This window comes from Streptomyces griseosporeus (assembly GCF_014656055.1).
Classification (GTDB): domain Bacteria; phylum Actinomycetota; class Actinomycetes; order Streptomycetales; family Streptomycetaceae; genus Streptomyces; species Streptomyces griseosporeus.
In genome coordinates this window covers 79,201-93,201 of the sequence record NZ_BNBR01000005.1, presented here as the reverse complement: position 1 = coordinate 93,201, position 14,001 = coordinate 79,201, and the positions used below count along the sequence as shown (strand labels likewise).

Below are 14,001 nucleotides of genomic sequence, written 5' to 3'. Positions count from 1 at the left end.
CCGGGGCCCGTCAGCGGGTGCGGAAGAAGTCGGTGAGGACGCGGGCGCACTCGTCCGCGAGGACGCCCTCGATCACCTCGGGCCGGTGGTTGAGCCGGCGGTCGCGTACGACGTCCCAGAGGGAGCCGGCCGCGCCCGCCTTGTCGTCGCGGGCGCCGTAGACGACCCGGTCCACCCGGGACTGCACGATCGCGCCCGCGCACATCGTGCAGGGTTCGAGGGTGACGACGAGCGTGCAGCCGGTCAGCCGCCACTCGCCGGTCTTCTCGGCGGCCCGGCGGATCGCGAGGATCTCCGCGTGTCCGGTCGGGTCGCCGCTCGCCTCGCGTTCGTTGTGCCCCGAGGCGAGCACGGTGGTGCCGTCCGGGGCCAGGACGACGGCGCCGACGGGCACGTCACCGCCCCGGACGGCCAGCGCCGCCTGGTCGAGGGCGAGCCGCATCGCGGCCCGCCAGCGGTCGCGTACCGGGTCCGGTGGGCTGCTGGGGGTGTCCGGGACGGTCAGCGGACGGCCTCCAGGATGTCGGAGGCGCCCAGCGCGTCGGCGATCTCGGAGAGCGCGTCGCCCTGCAGGGCCAGCAGGTCCTTCTCGCTGACCCCGAGGTCGTCGAGGATCTGCCGGTCGCCGACCGGGCCGTGCGGCACCTCGGTGCCGCCGTCCAGGTCGCCGTCGGCGGGCTCGGACCCGTCCTCGGGCTCGCCGTCCTCGGTCCCGTCGAGGTCGAGGGAGTCCAGGTCGGCGGCGTCGTCGTCGCCGGGCTCCCGGCCCAGCAGTTCGTCGGTGAGCAGCAGCTCACCGTAGGAGCTACGGGCGGCGACGGCGGCGTTCGAGACGAAGACCCGCGGGTCCTCCTCGCCGTCCACGCGGACGACGCCGAACCAGGCGTCCTCCTGCTCGATCAGCACGAGCACCGTGTCCTCGTCGGGAGAGGCTTCCCGGGCCAGGTCGGCCAGATCCGACAGGGTCTCCACATCGTCGAGCTCTGTGTCGCTCGCTTCCCACCCGTCTTCGGTGCGCGCGAGCAGTGCGGCGAAGTACACCGTGACTCTCCCACTGGTCATAGGCGTGCCGGTTGGGGGTCCCCCCGGCGGAGGTTGCGGGTGGGAAAGCTCGGGCTCCGAGCCCCACCCACTCGGAATCGTGGCAGAAACAAGGCGTTCAGGGGACGTCTTCGGCTCCCTGTGTCCGGCAGTTCTGCCCGGACGTGAACGACAGCTGCGACCACACGCCGCGCACGCCCGCGGCCGACCCACCAGCACAACTCGTCGCCGCCACCTGCGGATCGTACGCGGGTTTTGCCGCCTCCCCGCACGTCCGCCCGTGCGACACCTACCAGCGGAACGTCCGCATGCGCATCGCGTGGCGCAGCCGGGCCGTCTTGGCGCGTCGCGGCTGGACCCGGTCGCGCAGCGCGCGGGCCTCGGCCAGCTCCCGCAGGAACCGGGCGCGGCGGCGCCGCCGCTCGGCGTCGCTCTCCTGGGGCGGGCCGCCGGCTCCGCGGCCGGCGTCGTCGCCCCGGTCCGGGACATCTCGATCAGACAGGTCAGGCATCAGGCACACCACCCCCGCTCCGTCCCCACCACCTTCCCTCCGATGGGCGGTTCGACGCCACCGAATGTCCAGATCGATGCGGAAGGGCTCACGCTGTGTGGGGACGCCGGGCCCATCCGGCCCGGTTACTGTTGTGGACATGCGTCTCCACGTCGTCGACCACCCCCTGGTCGCCCACAAGCTCACCACGCTGCGCGACCAGCGCACCGACTCCGCGACCTTCCGCCGTCTCGCCGACGAGCTGGTCACCCTGCTCGCGTACGAGGCCACGCGGGACGTGCGCACCGAGGCCGTCGACATCCAGACGCCCGTCGCGCGGACCACCGGCGTGAAGCTGGCCCGTCCCCGCCCGCTGGTGGTGCCGATCCTGCGCGCCGGGCTCGGCATGCTGGACGGCATGATGCGGCTGCTGCCGACCGCCGAGGTGGGCTTCCTCGGCATGATCCGCAACGAGGAGACGCTGCAGGCCTCCACCTACGCCACGCGCATGCCGGAGGACCTGTCCGGACGCCAGGTCTACGTGCTCGACCCGATGCTGGCGACGGGCGGCACGCTGGTCGCGGCGATCCGCGAGCTGATCGAGCGGGGCGCGGACGACGTGACGGCCGTGGTGCTGCTCGCCGCGCCGGAGGGCGTCGAGGTGATGGAGCGGGAGCTGGCCGGCACGCCGGTCACCGTGGTCACGGCGGCGGTCGACGACCACCTCAACGAGCACGGCTACATCATCCCGGGCCTGGGCGACGCGGGCGACCGCCTCTACGGCGCCGCCGAGTAACCCCTCAGAGGTCTCCTACGGGCCTCAGCAGCTCTTCTTCTGGGCGGTCGGCGTCGGCTGCGGACGGGCCAGCAGGGCCAGTGCGCGGTCGGCGTCCGGCTTGGCGGCCAGGGACTTGAAGCCGGTGCCGATGATCAGGTCGACGGCGTCGCCCTTGCGGGCGGCGTCGGTGCGGCGCTCGGCGCCGGGCAGCTGCGTGGCGAGCACCGGCAGCGAGGTGCCGAGGGCGGACGCGGGTCCGAGCAGCACGCCCGTGCCGGGGACCTTCTTGTCGTACTCCTTGCTGGCGTTGCCGACCTGACCGATCCGGAAGCCACGTTTCTTCAGTTCGTCGGCGGTCTGCTTGGCCAGGCCGGCGCGGGGTGTGGCGTTGAGGACGTTGACGGTGATCCGGCCCGGCGCGAGCGGCGCGGCGGCGGGCGCGGTGGACGAGGCCGTGGTCTTCGTGATGCAGCCGGCCGTGGAACCGGCCGCGGAGGCCTTCCGTCCGTCGCCGGTGAAGACGTCGATGAGCTGCAGCGTGCCCCAGCCGATCACGCCGAGGAGGGCGACGCAGGCCACGGTCAGCAGCACGAGCCTGCCGCGGCGTCGGGGGCGGCGCATCCGCGGGTACTTGTCCCCCGTGATCCGGTACTTCCCGCCCATGCCGGGGGGAGTCAGCATGCTCATGGGCGCAGCGTAGTGCGCCCGGGCGGCCGTGCCTACTAGATGATCATTCGACGGCGCCCGAGAGAACCCGAAAGGGCCAAACCGTTACCCGTGGGCACGGTCCGGTCCGGCTCGGTCGGGGCGGCTCAGTCCAGTTCGAGCACGCGCGCGTGCAGCACCTGGCGCTGCTGGAGCGCGGCGCGGACCGCCCGGTGCAGCCCGTCCTCCAGGTACAGGTCGCCCTGCCACTTCACGACGTGCGCGAAGAGGTCGCCGTAGAACGTGGAGTCCTCGGCGAGCAGGGTCTCCAGGTCGAGCTGCTGCTTGGTGGTCACCAGCTGATCGAGGCGGACCGGGCGCGGCGCGACGTCCGCCCACTGCCGGGTGCTCTCCCGGCCGTGGTCGGGGTACGGCCGGCCGTTTCCGATGCGCTTGAAGATCACACGGAAAGCCTACCGGTCAAGGGCTTCCGGGCGCAGCCGCGGAGACGGAGTGCGACGCTGGAAAAGTCGCCAGCAAGCGGGGCAAACCGGAAAGAGGGGTCGGTTCATGAGCGGCAGCGAGCGGCCCGGCGGGCAGCCCGAAGAGATCATCGAGCGGATCGCCTCCGGTTACCGCTTCACCGGTCCGGCCCTGGACCTCGGCGCCCTGATCTGGGACGGAACGTGCCATCCCGGCGCACCGGTGCGTATCCCCCTCCCCATGCTCAACCGGCACGGCCTGGTCGCGGGCGCCACCGGCACCGGCAAGACCAAGACGCTCCAGCTGATCGCCGAACAGCTCTCGGCGCACGGCGTGCCGGTGTTCCTCGCCGACATCAAGGGCGACCTGTCCGGCGTCAGCGCGCCCGGCCTGCCGAACGACAAGGTCAGGTCGCGGGCGGCCGAGGTGGGCCAGGAGTGGGCGCCCGCCGGCTGCCCCGCCGAGTTCTACGCGCTCGGCGGGCTCGGCCACGGCATCCCCGTCCGGGCGACCGTGACCAGCTTCGGACCGCTGCTGCTGGCGAAGGTGCTCCAGCTCAACCAGACCCAGGAGCAGTCCCTCGGCCTGGTCTTCCACTACGCCGACAGCAAGGGCCTGGAGCTGGTCGACCTGAAGGACCTGCGCGCGGTGGTCGCCTTCCTCACCTCCGACGAGGGCAAGGCGGAACTGAAGTCCATCGGCGGCCTGTCCTCCGCGACGGCCGGAGTGATCCTGCGGTCGCTGACGGCCTTCGAGGCGCAGGGCATGGGGGCGTTCTTCGGCGAGCCCGAGTTCGACACCGCCGAGCTGCTGCGCACCGCGCCCGACGGCCGCGGGATCCTGTCGGTGCTGGAGCTGCCCGCCGTGCAGGACAGGCCGCAGCTGTTCTCGACGTTCCTGATGTGGCTGCTCGCGGACCTCTTCCACGACCTGCCCGAGGCCGGCGACCTCGACAAGCCCAAGCTGGTGTTCTTCTTCGACGAGGCGCATCTGCTGTTCAACGGCGCGTCGAAGGCGTTCCTTGAGTCCCTGACGCAGACCGTCCGGCTGATTCGCTCGAAAGGGGTCGGCGTGTTCTTCGTGACGCAGACCCCGAAGGACGTACCCGCCGACGTCCTCGGCCAGCTCGGCAACCGCGTCCAGCACGCGCTCAGGGCCTTCACGCCCGACGACGAGAAGGCGCTGAAGGCGACCGTGCGGACCTTCCCCGACTCCCCGTACGACCTGGAGGAACTGCTCACGGGGATGGGCACGGGCGAGGCCGTGGTGACGGTGCTGAGCGAGAAGGGCGCCCCGACGCCGGTCGCCGCGACCCGGCTGCGCGCCCCCGCGTCCCTGATGGCCCCGGTGGACGCGGCGGAGCTGGACCGGGCGGTGCGGTCGTCGCCGCTGTACGCGCGCTATGCACAGGCTGTGGACAGGGAATCGGCGTACGAGAAGCTGACGGCGCGCGCAGCGCAGGAGACGCCGGAGGCGCGGGAGGCGCGGGAGGCGCCGGCTCCGCCGAGACGGGAGGCCGCACGGCCGGAGGGCCGGGAGGAGGAGCGTCCCTCGGTCGTCGAGCAGGTCGTCGGCAGCGGCATGTTCAAGTCGCTGGCCCGGTCGGTAGGTATGCAGCTCGGCCGGGAGATCACCCGCTCGCTCTTCGGCACGGCCCGGCGGCGCAGGCGGTAGGCGGCGGAGGGGTAGGCGGCGGAGGCGGTGGGGGCCACCGCCTCCGCCGGGGTGCCTCAGCGTTCGTGGTCCTGCCGCGGCTGCTCCTGCGGCTTGGGTGCGGAGTCCGGCTTGGGCACGCTGCGCTGGGCCTCGGCGCGAAGGAGGGCGCGCAGGACGGCGTAGGGGTCGGTGGGCATGGTGCTGCTCCTTGCGTCGTACGGACCGTTGACCTGGGGGAACAGGCGTCGGTCAGCAGCGCAGGACCACGGAGCGCGGCGCGGGCGGGGCGTGCGGGGCACGGGACGGTACGGCCGTACGGCGGCCGCCGGTGCCGTCGGGAACCGGGGCCGCCGGGAGCGGGCAGGGGCGCAGGGGCGCGGCGGTGCGGGGTGCCGGGCGGGCGGGGGTGCGCAGGGCGACGGTCTCGGTGAGGTCGTGCTCGGCGGTCTCGGCGACCGGGGCCGGGGCGGCGAGGGGCGCCGCGGCGGTGAGGCCCGCGTGTGCGCCCGGCACCAGCAGGGCGAGCAGCAGCACGAGCACCCGCAGCCAGGTCCGGCTGCGCGGTACGGCTCGTGGTACGCGGCTCACGTCAGGTCATCTCCCCGCGGGCGGCGCGGCGGTGGCGTGCCACGCCGGGAATACGCCCGTTCGGACCAGGGGGGTCGGGGCGCCGGTCACAGCTGGTGCGGGACCTGCCGGGCCCGGCCCCGGATCCGTACGGCCGTGACGATCTCGACGACGCCGACCGCGATCAGCCAGATGCCGCCGACGAGGGTGAGGACCGCGACCGACTCGAAGGGGGAGTCGATCAGGACGATGCCGGCGAGGGCGGAGACGATCCCGAGGAAGATCTGCCAGCCCCGGGCGGGCATGGCCGGGTCGGAGGCGGCGGCCAGGGTCTGGGTGATGCCGCGGATCAGCCAGCCGATGCCGATCCACAGGGCGAGCAGCAGGACCGACTGCATGGGCCCGCGGAAGCAGAACAGGCCGAGGACGATCGACAGCGCGCCGCTGATGAAGGCGAGGACGCGCAGGGAGGTCGTGCGGTGCGTGCCGAACGCGGCGACGAGCTGGAAGACGCCGCTGATCACGAGGTAGACGCCGAAGAGGACGCCTGCGGCGAGGAGGGAAGCGCCGGGCCAGACCAGTACCAGGACGCCCAGGACGAGCGAGGCGATGCCGGTGAGCAGCACGACCTGCCAGGCGGCGCGGGAGAGGGCGTGCAGGGGGCCCTCGAAAGCGGGTTCCGGTTCGCGGGGGCTGTGCTGGGTCGCCGTGTGCTGCTGCTCGTGGATCCGGCGGTCGTCGTGGTCCGGGCCCCAGGGGGAGCCGGTGGGGACGTCGGTCATGCGACCAGCTGAAACCGCGCGGGGCGGGGGCGCCAGCCGGGGCGGGCCGTTCGGTGCCGGGGAGCCGACCCGGGGCGGCGCGACCCACCCCGCCCCCGCCTACCCCTTCTTCGCTTTCGCCGCCGCCTTCATCTCCTGTTTGTGCGCGCGGACCTTCGTCAGGGAGTCCGGGCCCGTGATGTCCGCGATCGAGCGGTGGGAGCCGGGGTCGCCGTAGGAGCCGGCCGCCTCGCGCCAGCCCGTCGGGCGGACGCCGAGCTGCTTGCCGAGGAGGGCGAGGAAGATCTGGGCCTTCTGCTTGCCGAAGCCGGGGAGGGCCTCCAGGCGGCGGAGGAGTTCGCGGCCGTCGTCGACGCCCTTCCAGACCAGCTCGGCGTTGCCGTCGTAGTGCTCGACGAGGTACTGGCACAGCTGCTGGATCCGCTTGGCCATCGACCCGGGGTAGCGGTGCACGGCCGGCTTCTCCGACAGCAGCGCGGCGAAGGCCTCCGGGTCCTGCGCGGCGATGTCGTGGGCGTCGAGGTCGTCGGCGCCCATGCGGTCCGCGATCGTGCGGGGGCCCTTGAACGCCCACTCCATCGGGATCTGCTGGTCGAGCAGCATCCCGACCAGCGCGGCGAGCGGTGACCGGCCGAGCAGTTCGTCGGCGGCGGGATCCTGGGCGAGGTGCAGGGTGACGTCCATGCGTCGATGATCCCGCGCCCCGCCTCAGGTCGCGCGCCAGTACCCGAGGGCGTGCAGCCGGTGCTTGGGGACGCCCAGTTCCTTGCGGACGTACGCGGTCAGGGCGCGGGTGGTGGCGGTGTCGCAGGCGATCCAGACGTACGGGTCCGGGCCCGCCCCGGTGAGCAGGGCCGGGAGCGCTTTCCTCACCTCGGCCACCAGGTGCGCTCCGGCGTCCTGGCGCGGCACGGGCCGTACGTCGTGCCGGGCCGGGTCGGTGCGCAGGGGGAGGCCGGCCGGGTCGCCCTCGAAGAACACCGTCGCCGGGGTCGCGGGGAACGCGTCCAGCAGGGAGTTGACCGCCGGCAGGGACGCCGGGTCGCCTGCCGCGATCAGGTGGGAGGGCGCCGGCTCGGGGGGTTCGAAGCCCGTGCCGTGGACGGTCGCCTCGATGGTGTCGCCGGGCCGTACCGTCCGAGCCCAGTCGCTCGCGCGACCCTCGTGCAGGGCGAACTCCAGGCTGAAGGTGCCGGCGGACGGGTCGGGGTCGACGAGCGTGTAGGCCCGCTGGTGCGGCTTGCCGTCGTGGTCGAACCAGAGCCGGACCCACATCGTCGGGTGGACGCCGGTCGCCGCGAGCATGCCGCCGTCGGTGAGGTGCAACCGGCGGTAGTCCGCGGTGACGTCCTCGCCGCCGGTGACGGTGAAGGTGAAGTCCTTCGCCCGCAGCAGCTTCAGGACCGTGCCCTGCCAACCGTGCCCCTGCCCCATGGCGCTCCTTCACGCTTCAAGTACCATCCCGAAAAAAGTTAGGTGAGCCTAACCTAAAGGCGTGCGCACGTGAAAGCACAGAGGGGCAGTACAGGGTGACCACCGAGATCCACCGCGATGCCTGGGGCATCCCGCACCTGCGCGCGGACAGCGCCCGCTCCCTCGCCCACGCCCAGGGCCTGGTGACCGCCCGCGACCGGGCCTGGCAGCTGGAGGTCGAACGGCACCGCCTGCAGGGCACCTCGGCCGCCTTCCTCGGCCCCGGCGCCCTGCCCTGGGACCGCTTCGCCCGCCGCGCCCGGCTCGCCGACACCGCACGCCGCTGCTGGACCGCCCTGCGGGAGAACGACCCCGAGACCGCCGACTGGGTCCGGGCCTACGTCGACGGCGTCAACGACGCCCTCCCGCACACCGACGCCCCCGAGTTCGCCGCGACCGGCCTCGCCCCGGGCCGCTGGGAGCCGTGGATTCCGCTCGGCGTCTGGCTCGCCGCGCACATCCTGTTCGCCGGGTTCCCCGCCAAGCTCTGGCGCGAGGAGGCGATACGGCACCTGGGGCCGCGGGCGGCCGGCCTGTTCGCCGCCGACGGCCCCGGCACCTCCGGCAGCAACGGCTGGCTCCTGGCCGGCGACCGCACCACCACCGGGCAGCCCGTCATCGCCGGCGACCCGCACCGCTTCATCGAGGACCCCGGCGTCTACCAGCAGATACGCCTGGCCTGCGACGAGTTCGACGTCGTGGGCCTCGCCGTCCCGGGCGTCCCCGGCCTCGCCCACTTCGGCCACGCCGGGTCCGTCGCCTGGGCCATCACCAACGCCATGGCCGACTACCAGGACCTCTACCGTGAGCGGCTGCGCCGCACCGGCGCCGGCGTCGAGGCGCTCGGCCCCGACGGACGCTGGCACCGCGCCACCCGCCACACCGAGACCGTCCAGGTCGCCGGGGAGGCACCCGTCGAGGTCGAGGTCATCGAGACCGACCGCGGCCCCATCGTCTCCGGCGGCCCCGAAGGCCTCGATGACGGCACTCCCCAGGCCCTCAGCCTGCGCACCCCGCCCCGCGTCACCGCCGACCTCGGCTTCGGCGCGCTGCTGCCGCTGCTGCGCGCCCGCACCGTCGCCGACGTGGATCGCGCCCTGGACCGCTGGGCCGAGCCGGTCAACGTCGTCCAGGCCGCCGACACCGACGGCGGCCTCCTGCACCGGGTCGCCGGGAAGGTGCCCGCGCGGGCGCGCGCCAACCGGCTCCACCCCGTGCCCGCCTGGGAGCCCGGTCACGAGTGGACCGGCTGGCACGAGATGCCCCGCGCCGGCCTCACCGACGGCCTCGCCGTCATGGCCAACCAGCGCGGCCCGGCCGCCCCCCTCGGCGTCGAGTTCGCCCCGCCCCACCGCGCCGACCGCATCCGCGCCCTGCTCGACGCGCGACGCACCTGGTCCGCCGACGCCATGGCCGCCGTCCACACCGACACCCACCTGGCCTCCTGCGCACCCCTGCTGGACCACCTCGCCGCCCTGGACGGCCTCGGCCCGGCAGCCACCCGGATCAGGGAACGCCTGCTCGCCTGGGACCGCCGGATGGACGCGGACAGCGCGGACGCGGCGCTGTACGCGGCGGTGCGCTCGGCCGTCGTACGCCGCCTCGCCGCCCACCCCGCCTTCGCCCCCCTCACCACCCCGCCCGCCCACCCCGAGGTCTTCCAGCCCTGGCTCGCCCTCACCCCGCGTATCGGCTTCGCCCTCGAACACCTGCTGAGGGCCGACGAGTTGTACGGCATCGACCGCCGGGCCGAGATCCGCGCCGCCGTCGAGGAGGTGGCCGCGGCCGCCCCGCCCGGCCCCTGGGGCGACACCCACCGCCTCGCCCCCTGGCGGGCCCTCGCCGGCCGGCCCGCGGACCAGGCGCCCTCCGCCGGCGACCCCTGCCACGAGCCGCCCGCGCTCTCCGGCGACCACGACTGCGTGCTGTGCACCTCCGCCGTGCCCGGCGTCACCGACCGCGCCGCGCGCGGCCCCGCCGCCCGCTACGTGTGGGACCTGGCCGACCGCGCGAACAGCCGCTGGATCGTGCCGTTCGGCGCGGCCGGCGACCCCCGTTCACCGCACCACCACGACCAGCTCCCGCTGTGGCTCGCGGGAGAACTCGTGCCCGTCGTCACCGACTGGGACCAGCTCACGAAGGAGACCGATGTCAAGGAGACCGATGTCTGAGCCCCGCACCCCCGAGGGCCCCGCCGCCCGCACCCCCGTCCACGAGCAGGCCGTCGACGGCTTCGGCACCGTCCGCGTCCTGCCGCTGGACGCGCACGCCGACGCCGGCGTGGTCCACCGCTGGGTCAGCGAGGAACGCGCCGCGTTCTGGGGCATGAACGGCCTCACCCGCGCCCAAGTGGAGGAGATATACGCCCACCTGGACACCCTCGACACCCACCACGCCTTCCTCGTCGAGCGCGACGGCGAACCCGCGGCCCTGCTCCAGACGTACGAGCCCGCCGCCGACCGCGTCGGCGAGTGCTACGACGTACAGCCCGGCGACCTCGGCATCCACCTGCTCCTCGCCCCCGCCGGACCGGACGGCCCGCGGCCCGGCTGGACGGCCGCCCTGATCACCGTCATCGCCACGCACGTCCTGCTCGGCCTGGGCCGGCGGCGGATCGTCGTCGACCCGGACGTGCGCAACGAGAAGGCGATCGCCCGCATGCTGCGGCAGGGCTTCGAGAAGGGCCCCCGCGTCGTCCTGCCCGAGATCGACCTGCCGGACGTGTACTTGCCGGAGAAGCAGGCCCAACTCGCCTTCCTGCGCCGGGAGGTAGCCTTTCCGGCGTGACCCCGGAGGAGCTGGTTGCGCACTACGCCCTGGAGCCCCTGCCCCGCGAGGGCGGGCTGTTCCGCCGTACCTGGGCGGGCCCCGAGGGGCCGGACGGACGGCCCGCGGGCTCGGCGATCGTCGTCCTGCTCACCGCCGACGACTTCTCCGCCCTGCACCGGCTGCCCACCGACGAGATCTGGCACCACTATCTGGGCGACCCGCTGGAGCTGCTGCTCCTCGCCCCCGACGGCACCGCCCGCACCGCCGTGCTCGGCCCGGACCCGCGCGCCGGACAGCACGTCCAGTACACGGTGCCCGCCGGGACCTGGATGGGCGGGCGGGTCGCCGACGGCGGCGCCTGGACCTTCTTCGGCTGCACCATGGCCCCCGGCTTCACCTACGCCGACTACGAGCACGGCGACGCGGCCGAGCTGACGGCGCGCTATCCCGGACAGGCGGCCAGGATCATGGAACTGTGCCGTCCATGACGCTCCTGCACGGACAGACCGCCCTCGTCACCGGCGCGGGCGGCGGCATCGGCCGCGGCATCGCCCTGCGCCTGGCCGAGGAGGGCGCCGCCGTCGCCCTGCACTGCCGTACGGCGGTCGGGCCGGCGCGGGCGACGGCCGCCGCGATCCACGAGGCGGGCGGCCGGGCCGTCGTCCTGCGCGCCGAGCTGACCGACGAGGACGCCTGCCACCGGCTGGTGCACGAGGCCGCCGACTGGGCCGGCGGACGGCTCACCGCGCTGGTCAACAACGCCGGCGTCCAGCCCGTGCAGGACCTGCCCGGCATGACCGCCGACGCCTGGCGGCACGTCGTCGACACCGACCTGACCAGCGTCTTCGCCTGCACCCAGGCCGCCGCCGCGCTCATGCGGGACACCGGCGGCGGCAGCATCACCCACATCGCCTCCATCGAGGCCCGCCAACCCGCCCCCGGGCACGCCCACTACGCCGCCGCGAAGGCGGCCGTCGTCCAGCACGCCCGCGCGGCGGCGCTGGAGTACGGGCCGTACGGCATCCGCGTCAACACCGTCTCCCCCGGCCTCATCGAACGGGACGGCCTCGCCGAGGACTGGCCCGACGGGGTGGGCCGCTGGCAGCGGGCGGCCCCGCTCGGCCGGCTGGGCCGCCCCCGGGACGTCGGCGACGCCTGCGTCTTCCTCGCCTCACCGCTCGCGTCCTGGGTCAGCGGCCACGACCTGGTGGTGGACGGAGGGGTGTCGGCCCGGCCGACGTGGTGAGTGAGCAACCGCCGCCCCGCGTCCGTATGGAAGGGGAGCAGCGGCGGGCGACAGCGGGGAAGTGACGTGGCACGACGGGACGACGGACACCGGCTTCCGCGACTGGTGCTGCTCGGCACCCTGCTGGTCCTCTTCCTCCTCGGCGGCGCCGCCCCCGCCTCGGCCCACGCGGCCCTGCGCGCCACGGACCCCGCCGACGGCACCGTCCTCAGGACGGCTCCCCGCGCCCTCACCCTCACCTTCACCGAGTCCGTGGGCCTGCTCGACGGCTCCTTCCGCGTCTACGACCCCGACGGCCACCGCCTGCGCACCGGCCCGCCCGGTCACGCCGACGGCCGCGCGGACACCGCCCGCGTCACCCTGCCCGCCACGCTCGGCCGGGGCACGTACACCGTGGCCTGGCGCGTCGTCTCCGCCGACAGCCACCCGGTCTCCGGCGCCTTCACCTTCTCCGTCGGCGCCCCCAGCCCGGCCGTCGCGGCCCCCGCCACCGCACCGGCGGAGGACCCGGCCACCGGCACGTTGTTCGACCTCGCCCGCTACACGGCGTACGGCGGAGCGGCCCTGCTCATCGGTACGGCGGTGTTCCTCGCGGTGTGCCGCCCACCGGACACCGCCGAGCCCGTCCTGCGGCGCGTGGCGCGCACCGGCTGGTGGCTGCTGCTGGCCGCGACCACCGCGCTCCTGCTGCTGCGGGCCCCCTACGAGACCGGCGAGGGCCCGTCGGCCGCGCTCGACCCCGGCGGCCTCGCCCGCACTCTCACCACCCGCCCCGGCCAGGCGCTCGCGGCCCGGCTGGCGCTGCTGGGCGCGGTGGCTCTCCTGCCCCGCCGCCCGCGCGCGCTGCGGACGGCGGGCCCGGTCCTCGCCGTCGCGCTGGCGCTGACCTGGGCGTCGGCCGAGCACGCGTCGGCGGGGCCGCAGGTGCCGGTGGCGATGGCGTCGGCGGTACTGCACCTGCTGGCCATGGCGGTGTGGCTGGGCGGCCTGGTGTGCCTGCTGACGCTCCTGCACCCGGCCCGTCCGATCCCGGCCGTCGTACCGGCCCGCTTCTCCCGCCTCGCCCTCGCCTGCGTCGCCGTCCTGGCGGTGACCGGCGTCTACCAGTCCTGGCGGGGCCTGGGCTCGTGGCCGGCTCTCACGGGTACGGCGTACGGCAGGATCCTGCTGGCCAAGCTGGCGGCGGTCGCGCTGCTGCTGACGGTGGCGGCGCTGTCCCGTGGGTGGACGGCACGGCTGGCGTCGTCGGCCGACGCCGTAGCGGCGGAGACCCGGGGGTCGGTGGCACCGGAGGAACACCAGGAACGGGCGGCGCCGGCCGACGCCGTACCGGAGGAACACCCGGAACCGGAACTCACGGCGGCCGGCAGCCGCGCACGGCGGGAAGGGGACGCGCCCGGCGGAGCCCGCCCCGCCCGCCCCGCCGAACCGGCGGCGCACCGAGGACCGACACCCCCGGGCGCGGCCCCGGCCCAGGGGCGGCGACCGGCGGCCGCCACCGCCCTGAGGCGTTCCGTCGTCGCCGAGACGCTGATCGGCGTACTCGTCCTCGTGATCACCACCGTCCTGACCACGACCCTGCCGGGCCGCGCGGAAGCGGAAGCCGCGGCGACCACCGCCCCCGCCGGCGCGCTGCCCGGCGCCTCCGTCACCCGCGTCCCGTTCGCCGTGGCGGGCGCCCGCGGCACCGTGCAGGTCACGCTGACCCCCGGCCGTACCGGCGACAACGCGGTCGAGGCCGTGGTCTACGGCCCCGACGGCGGCTTCGCCACCGTGCCCGAGCTGCGGGTCTCCTTCACCCTGCCGGACCGGCAGCTCGGCCCGCTCGACGCGCGCGTCACCGACCGCGGCGGCTACTGGGCCGCCGACGCCGTGACCCTGCCGCTGCCCGGCACCTGGACCATGAAGGTCACCGTGCGCGTGTCGGAGGTGGACCAGGTGAGCGTGACCCGGCCGGTCCGCATCGCGCCCTGAACCGGTCCGACTGCCGGGGTCAGCCGATCGGATGACCCCCGACCCCCCGCGGCCAGGGAACAATGAGGGTGTTTGCCCAGTTCAGCAGCTGCCGCGG

Annotated in this window: 17 protein-coding genes; 7 read left to right on the top strand and 10 right to left on the bottom strand. The window is 74.7% G+C overall.

The window, feature by feature from the left end; all coding sequences use genetic code 11:
* Window positions 1-10 precede the first annotated feature (10 nt).
* From tadA to IE308_RS23425, 3 genes are all read right to left on the bottom strand, one after another.
* Window positions 11-442 carry a tRNA adenosine(34) deaminase TadA gene (gene tadA, locus IE308_RS23435; protein WP_229909014.1) on the bottom strand — a complete coding sequence of 144 codons (432 nt, stop codon included), beginning with the start codon at window positions 440-442 and terminating at the stop codon, window positions 11-13.
* 59 nt (window positions 443-501) lie between these two features.
* Window positions 502-1,041 carry a tRNA adenosine deaminase-associated protein gene (locus IE308_RS23430; RefSeq protein ID WP_190219819.1) on the bottom strand — a complete coding sequence of 180 codons (540 nt, stop codon included), beginning with the start codon at window positions 1,039-1,041 and terminating at the stop codon, window positions 502-504.
* A 289-nt stretch (window positions 1,042-1,330) separates the two neighbouring features.
* Window positions 1,331-1,552 carry a hypothetical protein gene (locus IE308_RS23425; RefSeq protein WP_110636700.1) on the bottom strand — a complete coding sequence of 74 codons (222 nt, stop codon included), beginning with the start codon at window positions 1,550-1,552 and terminating at the stop codon, window positions 1,331-1,333.
* A 139-nt stretch (window positions 1,553-1,691) separates the two neighbouring features.
* Between IE308_RS23425 and upp the strand changes: the two genes are divergently transcribed.
* Window positions 1,692-2,327, top strand: coding sequence for a uracil phosphoribosyltransferase (gene upp / locus IE308_RS23420; RefSeq protein ID WP_110636695.1), 636 nt, complete (start codon window positions 1,692-1,694; stop codon window positions 2,325-2,327).
* Between the two features lie 24 nt (window positions 2,328-2,351).
* Here upp and IE308_RS23415 read toward each other — a convergent pair whose 3' ends face one another.
* Together IE308_RS23415 and IE308_RS23410 are read right to left on the bottom strand one after the other, a co-directional pair.
* Window positions 2,352-2,972 carry a LytR C-terminal domain-containing protein gene (locus IE308_RS23415; RefSeq protein WP_190219818.1) on the bottom strand — a complete coding sequence of 207 codons (621 nt, stop codon included), beginning with the start codon at window positions 2,970-2,972 and terminating at the stop codon, window positions 2,352-2,354.
* A 149-nt stretch (window positions 2,973-3,121) separates the two neighbouring features.
* Window positions 3,122-3,418 carry a type II toxin-antitoxin system VapB family antitoxin gene (locus IE308_RS23410; RefSeq protein WP_004943146.1) on the bottom strand — a complete coding sequence of 99 codons (297 nt, stop codon included), beginning with the start codon at window positions 3,416-3,418 and terminating at the stop codon, window positions 3,122-3,124.
* A gap of 106 nt (window positions 3,419-3,524) precedes the next feature.
* Here IE308_RS23410 and IE308_RS23405 point away from each other — a divergent pair, with 106 nt between their 5' ends.
* The gene (locus IE308_RS23405) at window positions 3,525-5,111 is read left to right on the top strand and encodes a helicase HerA-like domain-containing protein (protein ID WP_190219454.1); all 1,587 of its coding nucleotides are present in this window, start codon (window positions 3,525-3,527) and stop codon (window positions 5,109-5,111) included.
* Window positions 5,112-5,167: 56 nt separating this feature from the next.
* On the opposite strand, the gene IE308_RS37265 is transcribed toward IE308_RS23405, so the two are convergent.
* The 5 genes from IE308_RS37265 to IE308_RS23385 all read right to left on the bottom strand — a co-directional run bounded on the left by IE308_RS37265 (window position 5,168) and on the right by IE308_RS23385 (window position 7,876).
* Window positions 5,168-5,290 carry a hypothetical protein gene (locus IE308_RS37265; protein WP_268256491.1) on the bottom strand — a complete coding sequence of 41 codons (123 nt, stop codon included), beginning with the start codon at window positions 5,288-5,290 and terminating at the stop codon, window positions 5,168-5,170.
* 52 nt (window positions 5,291-5,342) lie between these two features.
* On the bottom strand, window positions 5,343-5,681 hold the full coding sequence (locus IE308_RS23400) for a hypothetical protein (RefSeq protein ID WP_190219453.1): 339 nt from the start codon (window positions 5,679-5,681) through the stop codon (window positions 5,343-5,345).
* 86 nt (window positions 5,682-5,767) lie between these two features.
* A complete protein-coding gene (locus IE308_RS23395) occupies window positions 5,768-6,442 on the bottom strand; it encodes an HdeD family acid-resistance protein (protein WP_190219452.1) in 675 nt (224 codons plus the stop codon).
* A 99-nt stretch (window positions 6,443-6,541) separates the two neighbouring features.
* Window positions 6,542-7,126 (bottom strand): HhH-GPD-type base excision DNA repair protein, encoded by a 585-nt coding sequence (locus IE308_RS23390; RefSeq protein WP_190219451.1) that lies wholly within the window; start codon window positions 7,124-7,126, stop codon window positions 6,542-6,544.
* A gap of 24 nt (window positions 7,127-7,150) precedes the next feature.
* Complete coding sequence (locus IE308_RS23385; RefSeq protein ID WP_190219450.1) at window positions 7,151-7,876, bottom strand: siderophore-interacting protein; 726 nt, start codon at window positions 7,874-7,876, stop codon at window positions 7,151-7,153.
* 95 nt (window positions 7,877-7,971) lie between these two features.
* On the opposite strand from IE308_RS23385, the gene IE308_RS23380 reads away from it, so the two are divergent.
* The 5 genes from IE308_RS23380 (at window position 7,972) to IE308_RS23360 (ending at window position 13,904) form a co-directional block, all read left to right on the top strand.
* Entirely contained in the window at window positions 7,972-10,086 is a 2,115-nt protein-coding gene (locus IE308_RS23380; RefSeq protein ID WP_190219449.1) for a penicillin acylase family protein, read from the top strand.
* A complete protein-coding gene (locus IE308_RS23375; RefSeq protein ID WP_190219448.1) occupies window positions 10,079-10,702 on the top strand; it encodes a GNAT family N-acetyltransferase in 624 nt (207 codons plus the stop codon). The genes IE308_RS23380 and IE308_RS23375 overlap by 8 nt, the downstream gene beginning before the upstream one ends.
* Window positions 10,699-11,172: a cupin domain-containing protein gene (locus IE308_RS23370; RefSeq protein ID WP_110629084.1), complete on the top strand. Its 474-nt coding sequence runs from the start codon at window positions 10,699-10,701 to the stop codon at window positions 11,170-11,172. Before IE308_RS23375 ends, IE308_RS23370 begins: the two co-directional genes overlap by 4 nt.
* Window positions 11,169-11,930 carry an SDR family NAD(P)-dependent oxidoreductase gene (locus IE308_RS23365; RefSeq protein WP_190219447.1) on the top strand — a complete coding sequence of 254 codons (762 nt, stop codon included), beginning with the start codon at window positions 11,169-11,171 and terminating at the stop codon, window positions 11,928-11,930. Before IE308_RS23370 ends, IE308_RS23365 begins: the two co-directional genes overlap by 4 nt.
* A gap of 105 nt (window positions 11,931-12,035) precedes the next feature.
* On the top strand, window positions 12,036-13,904 hold the full coding sequence (locus IE308_RS23360; protein WP_190219817.1) for a copper resistance CopC/CopD family protein: 1,869 nt from the start codon (window positions 12,036-12,038) through the stop codon (window positions 13,902-13,904).
* Window positions 13,905-14,001 lie beyond the last annotated feature (97 nt).